This window comes from Cohnella lubricantis, assembly GCF_014212015.1.
Classification (GTDB): Bacteria; Bacillota; Bacilli; order Paenibacillales; family Paenibacillaceae; genus Cohnella; species Cohnella lubricantis.
In genome coordinates, this window is the sequence record NZ_JACJVN010000007.1 from 1 (window position 1) to 13,370 (window position 13,370).

The 13,370-nt window shown below is 57.2% G+C and carries 16 protein-coding genes and 1 pseudogene; 4 read left to right on the top strand and 13 right to left on the bottom strand.

From position 1 onward, the window contains the following. The coding region (locus H4Q31_RS01170) for a DNA polymerase III subunit alpha (RefSeq protein WP_185177240.1) at nt 1-3,316 on the bottom strand (3,316 nt) is incomplete at its 3' end. 114 nt (nt 3,317-3,430) lie between these two features. Here H4Q31_RS01170 and H4Q31_RS01175 point away from each other — a divergent pair. The 3 genes from H4Q31_RS01175 to H4Q31_RS01185 all read left to right on the top strand — a co-directional run bounded on the left by H4Q31_RS01175 (nt 3,431) and on the right by H4Q31_RS01185 (nt 4,643). Next, nucleotides 3,431-3,757 (top strand): YtrH family sporulation protein, encoded by a 327-nt coding sequence (locus H4Q31_RS01175; RefSeq protein WP_185177301.1) that lies wholly within the window; start codon nt 3,431-3,433, stop codon nt 3,755-3,757. 9 nt (nt 3,758-3,766) lie between these two features. Next, nucleotides 3,767-4,258, top strand: a complete 492-nt coding sequence (locus tag H4Q31_RS01180) for a sporulation membrane protein YtrI (protein ID WP_185177241.1) — start codon at nt 3,767-3,769, stop codon at nt 4,256-4,258. A gap of 79 nt (nt 4,259-4,337) precedes the next feature. Further along, nucleotides 4,338-4,643: a YtpI family protein gene (locus H4Q31_RS01185; RefSeq protein ID WP_185177242.1), complete on the top strand. Its 306-nt coding sequence runs from the start codon at nt 4,338-4,340 to the stop codon at nt 4,641-4,643. Here H4Q31_RS01185 and H4Q31_RS01190 read toward each other — a convergent pair. Next, nucleotides 4,615-5,958, bottom strand: coding sequence for a DRTGG domain-containing protein (locus tag H4Q31_RS01190; RefSeq protein WP_185177243.1), 1,344 nt, complete (start codon nt 5,956-5,958; stop codon nt 4,615-4,617). The two genes, H4Q31_RS01185 and H4Q31_RS01190, sit on opposite strands and share 29 nt — an antisense overlap. Nucleotides 5,959-6,285: 327 nt before the next feature. On the opposite strand from H4Q31_RS01190, the gene H4Q31_RS01195 reads away from it, so the two are divergent. Beyond that, nucleotides 6,286-7,650 carry a sensor histidine kinase gene (locus H4Q31_RS01195; RefSeq protein WP_185177244.1) on the top strand — a complete coding sequence of 455 codons (1,365 nt, stop codon included), beginning with the start codon at nt 6,286-6,288 and terminating at the stop codon, nt 7,648-7,650. 106 nt (nt 7,651-7,756) lie between these two features. On the opposite strand, the pseudogene H4Q31_RS21455 reads toward H4Q31_RS01195, so the two are convergent. From H4Q31_RS21455 to H4Q31_RS01245, 11 genes and pseudogenes are all read right to left on the bottom strand, one after another. Then, a pseudogene (locus H4Q31_RS21455) lies at nt 7,757-7,846 on the bottom strand (helix-turn-helix domain-containing protein); the annotation flags it as partial. Between the two features lie 56 nt (nt 7,847-7,902). Next, nucleotides 7,903-9,465 (bottom strand): recombinase family protein, encoded by a 1,563-nt coding sequence (locus H4Q31_RS01200; protein ID WP_185177245.1) that lies wholly within the window; start codon nt 9,463-9,465, stop codon nt 7,903-7,905. After that, nucleotides 9,446-9,700 carry a hypothetical protein gene (locus H4Q31_RS01205; RefSeq protein ID WP_185177246.1) on the bottom strand — a complete coding sequence of 85 codons (255 nt, stop codon included), beginning with the start codon at nt 9,698-9,700 and terminating at the stop codon, nt 9,446-9,448. Before H4Q31_RS01205 ends, H4Q31_RS01200 begins: the two co-directional genes overlap by 20 nt. Continuing rightward, nucleotides 9,697-10,173 (bottom strand): ArpU family phage packaging/lysis transcriptional regulator, encoded by a 477-nt coding sequence (locus H4Q31_RS01210; protein WP_185177247.1) that lies wholly within the window; start codon nt 10,171-10,173, stop codon nt 9,697-9,699. Before H4Q31_RS01210 ends, H4Q31_RS01205 begins: the two co-directional genes overlap by 4 nt. Nucleotides 10,174-10,244: 71 nt before the next feature. Further along, nucleotides 10,245-10,766 carry a hypothetical protein gene (locus H4Q31_RS01215; RefSeq protein ID WP_245347267.1) on the bottom strand — a complete coding sequence of 174 codons (522 nt, stop codon included), beginning with the start codon at nt 10,764-10,766 and terminating at the stop codon, nt 10,245-10,247. A gap of 159 nt (nt 10,767-10,925) precedes the next feature. Next, complete coding sequence (locus tag H4Q31_RS01220) at nt 10,926-11,336, bottom strand: hypothetical protein (RefSeq protein ID WP_185177248.1); 411 nt, start codon at nt 11,334-11,336, stop codon at nt 10,926-10,928. Continuing rightward, on the bottom strand, nt 11,333-11,554 hold the full coding sequence (locus H4Q31_RS01225; protein WP_185177249.1) for a hypothetical protein: 222 nt from the start codon (nt 11,552-11,554) through the stop codon (nt 11,333-11,335). Before H4Q31_RS01225 ends, H4Q31_RS01220 begins: the two co-directional genes overlap by 4 nt. Beyond that, nucleotides 11,551-12,129, bottom strand: a complete 579-nt coding sequence (locus H4Q31_RS01230) for a hypothetical protein (RefSeq protein ID WP_185177250.1) — start codon at nt 12,127-12,129, stop codon at nt 11,551-11,553. The genes H4Q31_RS01225 and H4Q31_RS01230 overlap by 4 nt, the downstream gene beginning before the upstream one ends. Beyond that, a complete protein-coding gene (locus tag H4Q31_RS01235; protein WP_185177251.1) occupies nt 12,107-12,349 on the bottom strand; it encodes a hypothetical protein in 243 nt (80 codons plus the stop codon). The genes H4Q31_RS01230 and H4Q31_RS01235 overlap by 23 nt, the downstream gene beginning before the upstream one ends. 15 nt (nt 12,350-12,364) lie before the next feature. Next, nucleotides 12,365-12,541 carry a hypothetical protein gene (locus tag H4Q31_RS01240; RefSeq protein WP_185177252.1) on the bottom strand — a complete coding sequence of 59 codons (177 nt, stop codon included), beginning with the start codon at nt 12,539-12,541 and terminating at the stop codon, nt 12,365-12,367. A gap of 15 nt (nt 12,542-12,556) precedes the next feature. Next, the gene (locus H4Q31_RS01245; protein ID WP_185177253.1) at nt 12,557-13,366 is read right to left on the bottom strand and encodes a DNA adenine methylase; all 810 of its coding nucleotides are present in this window, start codon (nt 13,364-13,366) and stop codon (nt 12,557-12,559) included. Nucleotides 13,367-13,370 lie beyond the last annotated feature (4 nt).

Sequence of the window (13,370 nt, forward strand, 5' to 3'; positions counted from 1 at the left end):
AAGCCCCCATGCGGCGCAGCCTTGCCGCTTGCGCCGCCAGATCCGGCGCACTGAGCGGCACGATCGCGTCCGCCAGCAGCTTGAAGTCTTCGTCGCCGTGCTGCAGCTTCGCCTTCACGAGCACGAGCGCGCCTTTGCCGCAGACGGACGCCGCCGTCCTCCACACCGACGGGAAGGCGACCAGCTCGGCGGACATGATGCGGTCCTCCAGCTCCAGGAACGCCATCGCCTGGCCCGAGCGCGTGATGATCGGCTTCGCCGACACGATCATGCCGACGGTCAGCACCGGCGCGCCGTCCGGCGCTTCGGCCAGGTCAACGAGACGGTCCAAGCCGAGCTCTTCCCACAGGTTGTCATATTCGTCCAGCGGGTGCCCGGACAGGTACAGCCCGAGCAGCTCACGCTCCAGCTCCAGCGTCTGCGCCGGCGTGAACGGCGTCACGTTCGGCAGCTCGACCTCCCAATTGGGCGATTCGCCCAGATCGAACAGCTCGATCTGCAGCTCTTCCTTCTCCTTGCGCCAGGCCGCCGCCGCTTCTACCGTCTCGTCGAGCGCGGCCAGCTGCTGCGAACGGTGTCCGGGCAGCGAATCCAGCGCGCCGGAGAGCAGCAGCGATTCGAGCACGCGCTTGTTGCAGACGCGCGAATCGACGCGGCGGCACAGGTCGCTCAAGCTGTCGAACGGCCCTTCCTTGCGCTCGCTTAGGATGCTGTCGATCGCCTGCGTGCCGACGTTCTTGATCGCCGCGAGCCCGAACCGGATCGCGCCGAGGCCCCCTTCGCGAACGACCGGCGTGAACAGCACGCCGCTCTCGTTCACGTCAGGCGGCAGCACACCGATCCCCATCCGGCGGCATTCGTCGACATATTCCGCCGTCTTCCGCTGGTTGCCGATGACGGACGTCAGCATCGACGCCATGAACGGAACGGGATAGTGCGCCTTCAGATAGGCGGTCTGGAACGCCAGCACCGCATAAGCGGCGGCATGGGCGCGCGGGAAGCCGTAGTCCGCGAACCGCAGAATCAGGTCGTAGACGCGATTCGCCTCTTCCTCGCTGAAGCCTTGGCCGACGCTCCCCTTCACGAAGTGAGCGCGCTGCTCGTCCAGCACCTCGCGCTTCTTCTTGCCGACGGCGCGGCGCAGCAGATCCGCTTCTCCGAGCGAGAAGCCTGCCATGCTGGAAGCGATCTGCATGATCTGTTCCTGATAGACGATGATGCCGTACGTGTCCTTCAAGATCGGTTCGAGCGACGGATGCGGATATTCAACCTCCAGTTCGCCGTGCTTGGCGCGGATGAACTGCGGAATGAACTCCATCGGCCCCGGCCGGTACAGGGCCAGAACGGAGACGATATCCTCGAACGAGGACGGCCTCATCTCCTTCAGCACCCGGCGCACGCCCGCGGACTCGAGCTGGAAGATGCCTGTCGTGTCCCCGCGGCCCAGCAGCTCATAGGTCAACGGATCTTCGTAAGACACCTCTTCCCAGCGCAGCTCCCGGCCCGTCTCCTCGCGAAGCCAGTTCATCGCCCGCTCAATAATCGACAGCGTTCGCAGCCCGAGAAAATCCATCTTGAGCAAGCCGATCGATTCGAGATGCTCCATTGAATATTGCGTCAGCGGAACGCCGCCTGTGCCCTCCTGCAGCGGCACGTAATCGGTCAGCGGCGCCGAGGAGATGACGACGCCGGCCGCGTGCGTGGACGCGTGGCGCGGCATGCCTTCGGCGCGGCGCGCCATGGCGATCATCTCCGCGACCGCACCGTCCCCTTCGCTCAGCGCGCGGAAGTCCGCGTTCTCCTTCACGGCGCGCTCGATGGACATTCCCGGCATGCCGGGAATGAGCTTCGCCGCCTTGTCCACGTCGCCGAACGGCACGTTCATGACACGCCCGACGTCCCTCACCGCGGCCCGCGCGGCGAGCGTTCCGAACGTGATGATCTGGGCGACATGCCCGCTGCCGTACTTGTCCGCGACGTAGCGGATGACCTCGTCCCGCCGCTCATCGCTGAAGTCGATGTCAATATCCGGCATCGTGATGCGCTCCGGGTTGAGGAAGCGCTCGAACAGCAGCTTATGCTTGATCGGATCGACGTCCGTAATCTTCAAGGCGTATGCGACCAGGCTGCCCGCCGACGAGCCGCGTCCCGGACCGGTGGCAATGCCATGCTCATGCGCGAACCGGATGAAGTCCCATACGATTAAGAAGTAGTCGTTGAATCCCATCCGTCCAATGACGTCCAATTCGTATTGAAGCCGCACCTCCGCCTGCCGGCGGAAGGAGGGGGTGCCTTCGCTCGCTTCCGTTCTGTCTCGATCGCTTCGGGCTTCCTCCCCGTCCAATCCTGCTGCTGCCGCTTCCCCATTCCAATCAGGCAGATGGCCGTAGCGGTCCTCCAGCCCTTGGCGGCACAGCCGCGCCAAATAGCCTCCGGCGTCCAAGCCTTCCGGCAGGGGCCGGAATTCGGGCAGAATGTGCCGCCCGAATTCGAGCTCCAGCTCGCACCGCTCTGCGATCCGGGCGGAGTTCTCGATCGCCTGCGGCAGATGGCGGAACAGCGCCGCCATCTCCTCCCCGCTTTTCAAATAAAGCTGGGTCGTGTCCATCTTCAGCCGGTCTTCGTCCTCCAGCGTCTTGCCGGTGCCGATGCAGATGAGCACGTCCTGAAGCGCGGAATCCTCTTCCCCCAAGTAGTGAGAATCATTCGTCGCTACGAGCGGAATGCCCGTCTCTTCCGACAGTCGTACGAGGCCAGTGCCGACCTTCTTCTGCACCAGAATGCCGTGATCTTGAATCTCGAGAAAATAATCGTCCCCGAACAGCTTCCGGTAGCGAAGCGCGGTCGCTTTGGCCTCATCGTAACGGTCATTCGCCAGATGCTGGGACAGCTCGCCGCTCAAGCATCCGCTTAGGCAGATCAAGCCCTCAGCGTGCTCCGCCAGCGCTTCGAAGTCGATGCGGGGTTTATAATAGAAGCCTTCGAGATGGCCGATCGACGTCAGCTTCATCAGATTGCGGTAGCCGGCCTCATTCTTCGCCAGCAGCGTGAGATGATAGATTGGCTGCTCGCGGCGGGACGCCCGCTCCAGCCGCGAGCCAGCCGCCATATAGGCTTCCATGCCGATGATCGGCTTCACGCCTCGCTCGCGGCACGCCTTATAGAACGGAACGGCTCCATACATGACCCCGTGATCCGTCAAGGCCAGCGCCTTCATGCCGAGCCCCGCAGCCTTGGCAGCGAGCTCCTTGATGCGGGAGGCCCCGTCCAGCAGGCTGTATTCGCTATGAACGTGCAAGTGCACGAATCCGCACATGGTTAATCCCTTCTTCTCCGGTAAACTCCTTCTGTTAATTGTATCATAAGCCCATCAGCCCGTCCCATATAGTTGATAGTGGAGGGGATCGGCATGGGACAAGACATGGATCGGTTGTACCGTTTCTATTCGCAGGCGACGATGGACTTCTTCATCGCCTTCGGCGTCGTTCTCGGCGCGGCGATGCTGGCGGGGATGGCATCTCTCTTCTTGTGGCGTCCGCCCCAGGAGACGATGCTCGATATCGCAGGAAGAATCAAGATATGGGCGGTCGTCGTGGCGATTGGAGGGTCGATCGATCCGATCCGGGTCATCGAATCCCATGTGATGGAGGGCTATCTGTCGCCTGCCATCCAGCAGATCGCCTACATTCTGTTCGCGTTCCTCGGCGCGCACTTAGCGACCGAGCTTATTAACTGGCTGTGCCGGAACGCGGGGTGAGACTCGCTTATGAGAGTGCCCGACTTCAAACGGTACCGCGGCTTCATGCAGTCGCTCGCGTTCTTCGTCTGCGGCATGATCGTGGGAGCTGCCGTCTTCCATGCGATGGTTCTGGATCAGACCAACCGGATCATGGTGCAGAATTACGAGATCAAAGAACAGCTGAATCTAGCGGAGAAGCAGCTGCAGGCGAACCGGCAAGTGTCCGTCATTCGCAGCATCATCGTCTTCGTCTTGAAGCCGGACGGAGGCAAAGCGTCGCTGGACGCGGTGTCGGAAGTGGAGCTCAAGAAGGCGATCGAGAAGGACTTGTCGATTCTGATCGGAAGAAGCGTCTACAATATCGGCTCCGATGCCGAGCTCGTCCGCACGCTGCTTCAAGGCAAAGTGTACACAGACATCGGGGGCAAGGATCTCACCGTGAACATCCGGACGATGCTGGTCGCGGACAGCGTGCTGCAGGTCTGGGTCGACCCGGTTAAGGCGCTGCAGCGCAATTAAACGAATCGAAGCCATTTATGCTACAATGTGGGGGTGCAAATCAGACGACTTATGTCGCTTAGAAGGGGTTGCCAGCAACATGATTAATGCGCTGCAATGGATTTTCGGCTTGATCGTCGCCGTATCGGTTGTGCTCTCGCTTGTCTTCAGCTACCGCTCCCGCCGCAGCACGGACCCCATCTCACGGGGGCTGAACGCTTCGCGCATGAACATCTGCATCGGGCTGATGCTCATCTTCCTGGCGCTTATTCAGATGGTTCTGTTCAGCGGTTCGACGCTGCGCGTCATCGTAGGAGCGGTCTTCATGCTCCTGGGGCTGTTCAACCTGTTCGCCGGTCTTCGCAATCACGCGCACTTCACAAAGCATCGATCGTCTGCGCAGTGAGCATCGAGCGGGCCATGACGTCGCCGTCCTGCAGCACCTGAACCTCCATCATGAGATGGCGCCTGCTCGCTTCGATGACGCTGGGCACGATCACGATGGAAGCCTCGATCGGAATGGTGCGGAGAAAATAGGTGGTCATATTCTGCAGAATATGCTCTCCCTTGCGCAGATCGTTCGCCATGCGAGCAGCCGCCTGCTGCATTAGGACGGTCAGCACGCCTTCGGACAGCGTCCCGAGCGGTCCGGTCATCTGCGGCGTGGCCAGTCCGGCGAACTGCAGGCGTCCCGCCTCGTCCCGCCGCTCGGCGAAGCCTTCCCACATGAGCGCGTCGAACGTCTCGCCGAGCTCCGGATGCTTGCCTTCCAGCTGCATCGAGCGCAGCAATTCCCTGCGGCTGACGACGCCGACCAGCTTGCGCTGGCGATCGACGACAGGCAGCAGCTCGATTCCCTCCGACACCATGCGGTGCGCGGCGGAGGCGATCGGAGTTCCCATCGTCACGGTCATCGGCCTTCTCGTCATGAGCTTGTCCAGCGTCTGGCCGGCCGGCGAGCCGCTTACGTCCTTGGACGTGATCATCCCTACGACCCGGTTCCACTCGTCCGTCACCGGGAACCGCTCGAACCCTGTCTCCGCGCTTAGCTTCTGGAAGTCGGACACCGATGCCGACTGACGCAGCGCGCCCGTCCTCGCCGCCGGCTCTACCAGGTCGGCGATCGTCATGATTTTCCGCTTAATCTGCCTATCGAACATCGCCCGGTTAATCATCGAAGCGACGGTAAACGTGTCGTGCCTGCACGTTAGAATCGGCAGCTGCCGTTCGTCCGCCAGCGCCTTCACGTCCGCGCTCGTGCCGAAGCCCCCTGTCACCAGAACGCCCGCTCCATGCTCAAGCGCCACGCGGTGCGCGCTCTCCCGGTTGCCGACGATCAGCAGGCTGCCCGCGTCAATGTAGCCCATCATCTCGTCCAGCTCCATCGCGCCAATGACGAATTTGTGCAGCGTCTTGTCCAGCCCTTCGCTGCCGCCCAGCAGGTCGCCTTGGACAATCTCCAGCACTTCGGCGAACGTCAGCTGCTCCGTCCGGCTTCTCCGCTTCTTATCCACTCGAACCGACCCGATGCGTTCCTTCGTATTCACATAACCTAAGTGCTCGGCGTCCTTGAGCGCGCGGTAGGCCGTTCCTTCGGAAACGCCGCGGTCTTTGGCCATCTGCCGCACCGATATTCGCGTCCCGACCGGCAGCTCCCGGATATACAGCAGCAGCTGCTCGTGCTTGGTAAGCTCGCCGTCGGTCTGATCAAGACCCGCCATTGCCATTTCCCCTTATCCCATAATCTTCTCGTTCATTCGCTTGCTTGAATTATATCGGAATTCCCGGCCTTTGTGTACGCATTCGCTTCGAGGGCGGCTGCTGGCGAATCCGGCGTTTTTCCGATTTGGCTGCTATTTTTTATGAAGTTTTTACATTCGCTGCATATCCAAAAATGAAGAAAACATATAAATTAGTAATCAAGGACTATTTCGGCAGCATTCGACTTTTATCGCATCGTTCAGCTAAGCTTAGCCGGACAAGTATAGTTAGATAAGTATAGTTAGCTAAGTAACGACTCACTCCTTGATATTTGCCGGAGGACTTAAATGGACGCAATCTGGAATTTCTTAAAGCTGGACCTGCTTGTCGCATGTCCAGAATCGTTCACCGCTTGGGTGTTGGCCTTCTCTTTCTTAGAGAAGAAACCGGACAAGCTGAATCGCCGAATTGCCTTATTGACACTGTCGACTTCGTTAACTACCGATTTGTTGTATTATATATTGCCGCTGCAATGGCATCTCGCGAATTCCTTCTTCTGGAACGCCGCTATGCTCGCCATTATCTTCAGGGAGCAGACCCTGCGAAGGAAGATTGGGCTGTTATGCGTTATGTATATCCTTGTTATTGTGACGGATATAACTGCCAGCTTAATCTACATATACGGCTTGGGCCAGCCTTCCACCGAGATCGGACAGCCTTCTTCGATCTTTGTATTCATGCTTGTCCTATATCCGCTGCTGGCCCTCGGCTGGCTGGCCTCGTGGTATATCCGCTCCCGGCAGCCGAATCGGATCCGGCGGTTGTCCAAGCTCATCCTGGACGGTACGCGGTCGGATCTGACTCCGATTCTGCTCATTATCGTCTTGCATTTCTGCCTCGTCTGCACAGTCGAAACCTTCTATCTGCTTCATCATACGAGAGGCATCGGTCCCCTCATCCAGATACTGCTCGGAGCTTCGATCCTGCTGTCCTTGCTCATGCTCGCTCTTATGCTGCGCCTGCTCGCTCGTACGCGCGAAGAGAGCGCCCGCATGACCCAGGATATCTATGTCGAAGAGATTAACCGGATGTTCACGTCCATTCGCGGCCAGCGGCACGACTTCCTGAATCACTTGCAAGTCATGCACACGATGCTCCAGATGGGCAAGACTGCCGAACTGAGAGCCTATATGGCCGATTTGGTCAAGGAATCGCATGCCGTGAGCGACATCGTTCGCCATCATTCGCCTGCTCTGGCCGCGTTCGTGCAAGCCAAGACGGCAGTAGCGGTCAGCCGCGGGATCTCCTTCACCTGCGAGCTCTCGGACGATTGGAGCCAGCTGTCGACGATCCGCATGATCGACATCATCAAGATCATCGGTAATCTCGTCAACAACGCGTTCGATGAAGCGGAGCATCAGTCTCCCGACAACCGCTATGTGCACGCCGTGATGAGATGCCTGCCGGGCTATGTAGAATTAAGCGTCTCCAACAGCGGCAGCCCCCTGAAGGAAGGGGATAAGGAGATGATCTTCCTTCCCGGCTATACGACGAAGGATAGCGCCCATTCGGGACTCGGCTTGTCGATCGTGCAGGATCGGGTCAAACACTACCGCGGCACCATCTCGGTTCAAACGGCGGACGATAACGCAACCGTGTTCACCGTCCGTCTCCCCCATCGCAAGCCTACTTCCTCCGGACACGCAGGCTAGGGGGGCCGTCACCTAGCCGCCCATGTCAAAAACCTTCTCCCCCGCTGCTCCGACGGAGCGGCGAAGAGAGAAGGTTGTTGGTAGCGCCTGCGCATCGCGCATGGCTTCAGATCTTGAGCTCCCCGAGCTTGATCAGCTCGACAACCGCCTGCGAACGGCCTTTGACGTTTAATTTCTGCATCACATTCGTAGTGTATTATCAAGCACATAATTTAAACAAAGAGAAACCGCGCTTGTTCGGCGCGGTTCGTCCTAGATATATGTTTGAATTTCAACTTCTCCATCGTGGTGAACATCGATCCGCTTCACGCATTGCATCAGCAGCGGACGAACCTTTTCGACATCATCATACGATGATAGCTCTGTGAGCACCTTGACGGCCTTATGAGCCTCTTTAGCGATACGATCAGTGTCAATGGTGCGGCGTTCTTCTGCGACGATAAGAGCGAGCTTCTTGTCCGCCTCTTCGATCTCTTTCTCATACTGTTCCCGTTCGAAGTCATATTGCGCCTTGTCCAGCTCGCCGAGCATGTTCTGCCGCCGAATTTCGAACAACAGTTTCCGGTTGTCATCGATGCGTTTCTCGAGCTTGCGTTTTTCTTTCTCCCGGTCATTGCTCGGGACCCTGGCAGACACCTTGCCGGATTCAATTTCCGCCAGCCGTTCGCGCAGCCGCCGTAGCACTTCGCCGATCAGCTCGTCCCGCATCTCGTAGTACGGTATCCATTTGTTATTCGAACATCCGGCCTCGCCCGTCCTTCGTCTCCTGGAGCACATCAAGTAACGGTATTCGACTCCGTTTGAATGTTTGCTGCCCATTGAGACCATGGCGGATCCGCACTCGGCACAAAATATCATCTTTGCGAATACGTTCACGAATGAGCGGCGCCCGCCGCGCTCACCTCCGCCGCGAAGCAGCCTTATCTCCTGCGCTTGCTGGAACAATTCTCGCGTAATGATCGCTTCGTGCGTCTGGAAATCTGTTCGTTCCCACGCATCCTTTGGCTTTTGCACAAGCTTCTTGCCGCGATCCATGAGGTTCGATAAATCGTTATATGTGACCTCGACGGTGTGCCGGCCATAAACGTTGTACCCTGTATAATTCTCGTTTTGAAGGATACGTTGAACGCTCGATAATCCCCATGGCCCGCCCTTGTACGAAGGGAAGACTTCGCCTCTCTCATTGCCACCGTTCAAATAGTTCACAATTGCTTTCTCGCCCAATCCGTGATTCACATAGAGAGCGAAGATCATGCGAACAATGCGGGCCTGCTCGGGGACGATTTCAAGCGTCTTCCGGCCGTCAATCTTCACCTTACGGTATCCATATGGTGGAATTGAGCCGATGTAGTTCCCCTTTGCTGCCGACTGCCGGATGCCGCGGCGAGACGATACGCTGATTTGTTCGCTCTGGTTTTGGTTAATCACGGACTTCACGCCGAACAGCACTTCGTCATCCTTCTTCGCGGAATCATAGCCATCCTCGATGGACACGAGGCGCACCTTCAGTGCATTAACAATCGTCCTCTTGAGAGACAGAGCGTCAAGCGTGTCCCGGCTGAAACGTGAAAGAGAGGCGAACCAGACTGATCTGACTTCGCCTCTCGTTGCATCCTTTATCAGCTTCTGAACATCTTCACGGTCCATGATGCTGGTCGCAGTATCGCGGTCCATGTAAATGTCGTCGGGGCCGAATTCAATGCCTTCATAACCTGCCATTTCACGAATGAATGCTTCTTGATGCTCCGGGCTGTCCTTCTGAGTATCATACTTCGTAGAAACGCGAACGTACTGCTTATCCCTCTTTTTGTTCATTACGCATTTCCCCTGTAATGTGTTTGGATAAAATCTCGTCCAAATTATCACTCACTGCACCATATTTTGCAAGAACTTTTTCGATCTCGCGCCGTGCAAGGTTTCGCGCAATGTCCGCACCGCGATCTTCGACAAGGATGAAGCGTAGCCTGAACGCCTTCTCTTTTTTCTTCTCCATGACCGCATCACCTGATGCCATTGTATGCGCTAGGGCATTTCCCGCTTTCCTGCTCACGCTTCATCCTCCTTCCCTTTGATAACCGCCAGATTTAGAGATAAGGCCAGCTTATAGAACGCCCGCCATCTAATCTTCGAATAGTACCCCTCGCTGATCGGCGGCTGGAATTGCTGCGTGTACACGTTGTAATCGGTCAGGTATTGCGCATCGGATGCTAGGTACCGCTCGGTGATGAGGAACCGCTCCATCCGTGGAAGCCGGCTAACGGCCCGCTCGATCCGCTCGCAATATGCCCGGCGACGTTCCTGTTCATCGACGTTGTGCAAGGCGATGGACGCTGTCTGGTCTGGTGTGACGTTCGTGCGGCCGCCTTCCCGCAGCTCGTAGCTGGCCGTGATCGATGCCTCGCGTTCGTCGAACGTCAGGTACTTATATAACCGATAGCGTTCCAGAGCCGCTTCGACGGCCTTCTGCGTCGCCTTGCGGTCCAGCTCCGGCAAGAAGTCGGCGCCAAGTGATAGTTGTTCCAAGATGAATCACCTCGCTCGGGAGGATAACCCCGGCCGGCGTGCAACCGGGGCATCGGTCATTATGGCGCGATTCACATCGGCAGATCGTCCTCGTCCGGCCATTCCGGTTCGGTGCCGACTCCGTCTTCGGGCTCTTGTCCAAGGTCGACGCCAACTTCGTAGGTGACTCCGTCGATCGTGACTTGATCCGGATCGTCATTCACCCGAACTGCGCCATCTCCGTCGACGGTGTACTCTACGCCTTCGCGCGGATCATCGCCGTAGTAGTAATCGATGCTCATCTGCGAGGCTTGCAGGTTCAGCGTTACGTTCCGGCCGGCGAAGCGGTACAACGGGATCGCCTTCTCTTCGCTGTCGCCTTTGATGTGGAACTTGAGCGCCGTCTTCTTGCTGTCTCGCTGCAGGCTTGCGAATTCTGCCATGATCTCGCCGGCGTCGCATCCTTCGATGTCCATGGTCACGATGCCGCCTGCAAGCTCGACAAGCGTCTGCGCACTCTCCAACTCGTCGCCGTTCACCTGGAATACCAGAACTTCCTTCTTGTCGTCCTTCTGCATCTTTTTGAAAAGCACGTTCAGCGTCGTTTTGCTCATGTCCAACCGTCTCCTTTTAAATGGAATGCCTCTGTGGGCTTCTGTGCGCCTTTCTGGCGTGTTCTGCGGTCGTGATAGGTGTTACTCTATGGATTGATTATTGCAAGCCTGTATGGGGATGTTACGAGGTTGTAACGGTATAGGTAAAAAATAAAGCCATTACCTGTTATTGATCTGCCCGATTACGCTCCGCACCAACTCATTATCCGATCGCGGACGGTAACGCCTTTCCTGATTGACCCGGATGTTCTTCTGGATCTCATCGCGAATCTTGTGGAGGCGTGGCAACCAATTCTGATGCTGTTTAACTAGCTCATACAGCGGCTTCATGATGAAATTCTGATCCTTAGCTTCGCGTCGTCTTAGTCGGTTCTCCTTGATCTGCATCGCCAGCTTGTAGCCTTGGACGCCTCCGAATTGCAGGAGCTCGACGACGTGCGTGAGGTCGGAGTGCTCATAGTCTCGGCGCTCTACTTCCGCGTCGTTCTCTTCGTAGAGTTGCGGCACGGCGGTAAAGATTTCGATCAGGGCGTCGATCGCTACCGCGGGGTCGAATTTTTGATCGGTCATTTCGGTTCCTCACCTCGCGGCTGTTTACTCGCAATAGGAACTTCGATTATTGCAGCTAACTGATCTAAGTTGAGGTGTTCCAATTTAGCTTCGATCGCCCCGCTTGAATCCCATTTGATTTTGGCGAGCTCACCGAACCCGTTCCGGAACAATTCAAGGTTGGTGCAATCTACTTCAAACGACTGGCCTGTTTTAAGATAGAATACGTATCTTTTCATCCTTGTTTCACCTTCTTTCGCTTCGGCTTTTTCTCGGTGGGGCTTCTGATCGCCTGCAAAACCTCTAATTGCTCTCTCGTAATCTGCATCTCGATATCCGGCGTGAGTCCGCGCGCAATCTGCGCCATAATGTATGCGTCGTTCACGTTGTGGTTCGGATGGAAAAAGGCAAATCGTTCACGAACTGCCGCCATGACGACAGCCTTCTTCTCTTTGTCCGAGAGTCGGCGTTTGCTTCCTTTCTCACCTGTCCAACTGGATACGCCGACAAACTTCTTCACTTGATCCGGGGCTACTTCCGTATATTTCAGGCCTCGCCGCCACAGCGCGATCCGAATGCCCCACCCGATGCCGCCGAGCTGGATGGCCTGCTGAGAGGCGAAGCCGAATCCCTCGATGCAGATCACATCGTCCGGCTGGACGAACTGCATCACCTCGCCGATCAGCGATGCCATGCGCTTCGGGTCCTTGTTGCCGACGCCGGTTAACTCCTTAGCGCGAAGGACGTTGCCGGCCTCATCCAGCGCAACGAATCCGGTTTTGGTGGAAGGGTCAATGCCCACGTAGCGAACCATCCGGCAGCACCTCCCCCATTTTCAGCCGCGACCACGGAATCAGCTTCGCAATCTTGAGATATTCAAGGCGCAAATTGTACTTCGCATTAACTGATCCGTTATAGTAACGCTGCGTCTCCGCTCGGATGACTTCATGATGGTCATCGCACAACGGCACCAGTGCCCATGTCTTTCGCGCACGCTTCGGGCATCCGGGATACTTGCATCCATCGTCAATCAATGCTCTCATCCTCCTTCACCATTTGGGATATGCCCGCCTGATCTTCTGCTGATTATTGCGATAGGGCTTTCGCTTCTTCGACTCGCGCCTCACGATCTCGTCGGCGGCGCGTTGGCGATCGTCCGGAGTAGCCATTTCATCATAAAAGGCGATTACATATAACTGCGGCAGCGTTGCGGCGGAGAAGTTCAAACCATCACCTCATTTTCAAAACAAAGTCAACTGCCTACCGGCATGCTCTTCTGCTACTGGGTTTATCCAGAGGACTTCCGTACGTCCCTGACCTGTCTCGATGATCTGTCGACGCTCTTCTCTCCGCCAATGCTGTAGCCGATCGTTATAGAGCTGATTGTCGTATCCGCTCAGAAAGGCCGGACCCGGGTGGTTATCCAAAGCTTCGAGAAGCTGCTCGTGATCGTCGTCCGTCATTTCGTTCGTGTAGATGGCGCCGTTCCGCGTCTTAGCCACGTATGGCGGATCCGCATAGATCAATACATCCTCCCGGGCGTACCTAGCAATGACATCCAGCGCCGGCCGCTGCTCGATCTGTACTTCCTTCAACCGTTCGGCAACCTCAGAGATCTTATAGGGGAGCTCGTTCCATTGCTTCACCCGGTAGGCGTCATCTGCAGTCGCCCGGCATTTCCAACCGGATATTGATCCAGTCTTCACGCGGATACTCTGCCAGCAGCGGACAAGGAACTTCCGGGCTCGTTCGAGCTCGTCGTCGCCCCCCCTAGGCCGGCTGCTGGTGTAAAACTCTTCACGTGCCCACGGCGTCCATTTGATGCCTCGTGCCAGTTCTAGTGGTTGATCCCGGATCACGCGGAACAAGTTGACCACGTCACCGTCAATGTCGTTTATCGTCTCGAGCTGGCTCGGTTCCTTGTTGAAGAACACCGCTCCACTGCCGAAGAATGGTTCGAGGTATGTTGTATGTGGCGGCATATGGCTGATGATCCATTCGGCGAGCGACCACTTGCTGCCGGGGTAATGAAGGATGCGGGAGACTTTCATGGTT

Excerpts from the sequence above, each read along its gene's own strand:
- H4Q31_RS01225 (WP_185177249.1), bottom strand. The coding sequence starts at position 11,554 with ATGAAAAGATACGTATTCTATCTTAAAACAGGCCAGTCGTTTGAAGTA.
- H4Q31_RS01180 (WP_185177241.1), top strand. The coding sequence starts at position 3,767 with ATGAGAGTGCCCGACTTCAAACGGTACCGCGGCTTCATGCAGTCGCTC.
- H4Q31_RS01185 (WP_185177242.1), top strand. The coding sequence starts at position 4,338 with ATGATTAATGCGCTGCAATGGATTTTCGGCTTGATCGTCGCCGTATCG.
- H4Q31_RS01220 (WP_185177248.1), bottom strand. The coding sequence starts at position 11,336 with ATGACCGATCAAAAATTCGACCCCGCGGTAGCGATCGACGCCCTGATC.
- H4Q31_RS01230 (WP_185177250.1), bottom strand. The coding sequence starts at position 12,129 with ATGGTTCGCTACGTGGGCATTGACCCTTCCACCAAAACCGGATTCGTT.
- H4Q31_RS01195 (WP_185177244.1), top strand. The coding sequence starts at position 6,286 with ATGGACGCAATCTGGAATTTCTTAAAGCTGGACCTGCTTGTCGCATGT.
- H4Q31_RS01200 (WP_185177245.1), bottom strand. The coding sequence starts at position 9,465 with ATGAACAAAAAGAGGGATAAGCAGTACGTTCGCGTTTCTACGAAGTAT.
- H4Q31_RS01190 (WP_185177243.1), bottom strand. The coding sequence starts at position 5,958 with ATGGCGGGTCTTGATCAGACCGACGGCGAGCTTACCAAGCACGAGCAG.
- H4Q31_RS01215 (WP_245347267.1), bottom strand. The coding sequence starts at position 10,766 with ATGAGCAAAACGACGCTGAACGTGCTTTTCAAAAAGATGCAGAAGGAC.
- H4Q31_RS01245 (WP_185177253.1), bottom strand. The coding sequence starts at position 13,366 with ATGAAAGTCTCCCGCATCCTTCATTACCCCGGCAGCAAGTGGTCGCTC.